This is a genomic window from Streptomyces sp. 150FB (assembly GCF_000818195.1).
In the GTDB taxonomy this organism is placed as follows: Bacteria; Actinomycetota; Actinomycetes; order Streptomycetales; family Streptomycetaceae; genus Streptomyces.
This window is the reverse complement of the sequence record NZ_JTHL01000001.1, coordinates 6781785-6785290: the sequence shown is the minus strand read 5'-3', so window position 1 is coordinate 6785290 and position 3506 is coordinate 6781785. Positions and strand designations below refer to the sequence as shown.

At 69.7% G+C, this 3506-nt stretch carries 1 protein-coding gene; it reads right to left on the bottom strand.

Going from position 1 to position 3506, the window contains the following annotated elements:
- Nucleotides 1-3506, bottom strand: a 3506-nt coding sequence (locus QR77_RS29225) for a type I polyketide synthase (protein ID WP_150130595.1), incomplete at both ends; no start/stop codon positions are given.

The window sequence follows — 3506 nt, the reverse complement described above, 5'->3', positions numbered from 1 at the left end:
CGAACAGGCCGTCGATCGCGTCCGCATCACCCGAAACGACCACCGACGAAGGCCCGTTGACCGCAGCGACCGACAGCCGCCCCTCCCACGCCTTCAGCCGTTCCGCCACCTGATCGACCGGCTCGGCAACCGACACCATCCCACCCAGACCCGACAACGCCATGACCGCCCGGCTGCGCAAGGCGACCACGAGCGCCGCATCATCAATGCTCAGCAGCCCGGAGACACACGCGGCGGCGATCTCGCCCTGCGAATGACCGACCACGGCGTCCGGCTCGACACCGTACGAGCGCCAGAGCGCCGCCAGCGACACCATCACCGCCCACGACACCGGCTGCACCACATCCACCCGGTCCAACGACGGCGCGCCCACCTCACCACGCAACACCGCCGTCAACGACCAGTCGATGAAGGGAAGTAGAGCGCGCTCGCAGTCGGCGATCCTGTCCGCGAACACCGGAGAGGAGTCGAGCAGGCCGAGCGCCATGCCTACCCACTGCGATCCCTGACCGGGGAAGAGGAATGCCGTCCTGCCGGCCGAACACGCCTCCCCCGTGACAACACTGCCCGACGGCGTATCGGCAGCCAGGTCGCCCAGCGCCGCACGCAGCTCGTGACCGTTGCCACCGATCACCACGGCGCGGTGTTCCAGCACCGCGCGCGTGGTGGCGAGAGAGAACCCGACATCGGCCGGGCGCGCCTCGGTGTGCTCACTGAGGTACGTGTGCAGGCGAGCGGCCTGGGCACGCAGGCCGCCCGGGGTACGCGCGGAGAGCAGCCACGGCACGACCGGAGGAGTCGCGGACTCCTGTTCGGGGTGCGGGAGTTGGGCGGGCGCGGCCTCGATGACCGTATGCGCGTTCGTACCCGACACGCCGAAGGACGAGATGGCTGCGCGGTACGGCCGGTCGACGGTGGGCCAGGGACGGGCCTCGGTGAGAAGTTCCACGCCGCCGACGGTCCAGTCCACGTGCGAGGACGGCTCGGAGACGTGGAGGGTCTTGGGCAGCAGGCCGTTGCGCATGGCCTGCACCATCTTGATGACGCCTGCGACCCCGGCGGCGGCCTGGGTGTGTCCGATGTTCGACTTGATGGAGCCGAGCCACAACGGCCGTTCCTCGGCGCGGCCTTGACCGTAGGTGGCGAGCAGCGCCTGCGCCTCGATGGGGTCACCAAGGGTGGTGCCTGTGCCGTGCGCCTCGACGGCATCGACGTCCATGGTGGTCAGTCCGGCGTCGGCCAGGGCGGCGCGGATGACGCGCTGCTGAGAAGGGCCGTTCGGCGCGGTCAGACCGTTGGACGCACCGTCCTGGTTCACCGCGCTGCCGCGCACGACCGCGAGCACCTGGTGGCCGTTGCGCTCCGCGTCGCTGAGACGCTCGACCAGCAGCAGCCCGGCGCCCTCGCCCCAGCCCGTGCCGTCCGCGTCGTCGGAGAATGCCTTGCAGCGGCCGTCGGCGGACAGCCCGCGCTGCGTGCTGAATTCGACGAACAGACCGGGCGTCGACATGACGGTGACACCGCCCGCGAGCGCGAGGTTGCATTCGCCGCGCCGTAGCGCCTGGACCGCGAGGTGCAGCGCGACCAGCGACGCGGAACAGGCCGTGTCCACCGTCATCGCGGGGCCTTCGAGGCCGAAGAAGTACGAGAGACGGCCCGAGACGACACTCGCGGCACTGCCGGTCCCGAGATAGCCGTCAAAGTTGTCGTCGGAGAAGAGGAGTGTGCCGGCGTAGTCCTGACCGTTGGTCCCCATGAACACACCGGTCGAACTGCCGCGCAACGACCGCGGATCGATCCCCGCGCGCTCGAACGCTTCCCAGGCCGTCTCCAGCAACAACCGCTGCTGCGGATCCATCGCCACGGCCTCGCGCGGGCTGATGCCGAAGAACGACGGATCGAACTCGGCGGCACCGTAGAGGAATCCGCCGGTGCGAGTGTACGAGGTGCCGCGGTGGTCCGGGTCCGGATCGAACAGACCGTCCAGATCCCAGCCACGATCCGCGGGGAACTCCCCCATGCCGTCCCGGCCTTGAGCCACCAGATCCCACAGATCCTCCGGCGACTCGACCCCACCGGGGAACCGGCAGCTCATCGCCACGATCGCCACCGGCTCGTCCAGAGCGGATGCGGGCGCGGCAGACGTACGCAGGAGGGCCTGGCCGGCGTCGGCGCCGACCAGGAGGTTCAGTACGTGGGCGGCGAGGAGAGTGGGGGTCGGATAGTCGAAGACGATGGTGGACGGCAATGACAACCCTGTCTCGGCCGACAGAGTGTTACGGAACTCCACAGCCGTCAGCGAGTCGAAGCCCAACTCCCGGAAGGCACGGTCCACTCCGACGGCTCCGACACCCTGATGGCCGAGAACCCCGGCGGCCCGCTCCCGAACCAGCTCCAGCAGCAACCGCTCCTGCTCACCCCGACCCAACCCCGCCAACCGGCCGACCAGACCAACCACCGAAGCCGGGCGGCCCTCAAACAGCGCCCGCACCTCGACCAGCTCCGACACCAATGGCACCGGACCACTCACAAACCGACCCCAGTCGATGTCGGCGACAAGCACGGTCGCCGCTTCACCGGCCGCCACGGATCCCAGCGCCTCGACGGCTACGGAGGGGTCCATGGCGGGGACTCCGCCACGGATGTGGCGGGACGCGACACCGTCCCCGGCCGCCATTCCGGCGCCGGCCCAGGGACCCCAGGCCACCGATACGGCGGGGAGCCCCGCGGTACGACGGGCCGACACGACCCCGTCCAGCGCGGCATTCGCCGCCGCGTAATTCGCCTGACCAGGAGATCCCAGAACCCCCGCCATGGACGAGAACACCACGAACGCGTCCAGGTCCAGGGCGCGTGTCGCCTCATCCAGATGGCGGGCGCCTTCGACCTTCGGGCCCCAGACACCAGCAAGACGGTCTGGCGTCAGGCCGTCCACAACCCCGTCATCCAGCACACCCGCCGCATGCACCACACCACGCAACGGACCGTGACGCAGACCCACACCTTCGACGAGCGCCGCCACCGCAGCACGATCACTCACATCACACGACACCGCCGAGACCCGATCGCCGAACTCCAGCACCACGCTCTCGTCCAGGACCCCGCCACGACTGGCCAGTACGACGTGCTCCGCACCACGCGCCACCAACCACCGAGCGACCTCCACGCCGAGAGCGCCCGTTCCACCGGTGACCAGCACCGTCCCCCGAGGAACCCACCCGCCACCATCAGACCCGGCACGCACGAGACGACGGCCATACACCTGCCCGTCACGCACCGCCACCTGATCCTCGCCACCCAGACCGGCAACCACACCCGCAGCCAGACCCTCGCCCACCACGTCGATCAGACCGCCCCAGCGATCCCCATGCTCCAACGCCACCGACCGGCACAGACCCCACACACCCGCCTGCACCACACCAACCACATCACCCGGCACCACCGACACACCACCGCGGGTCACCACCCACAACGGCCCGTCGACACCACCATCACCCAACCCCTGC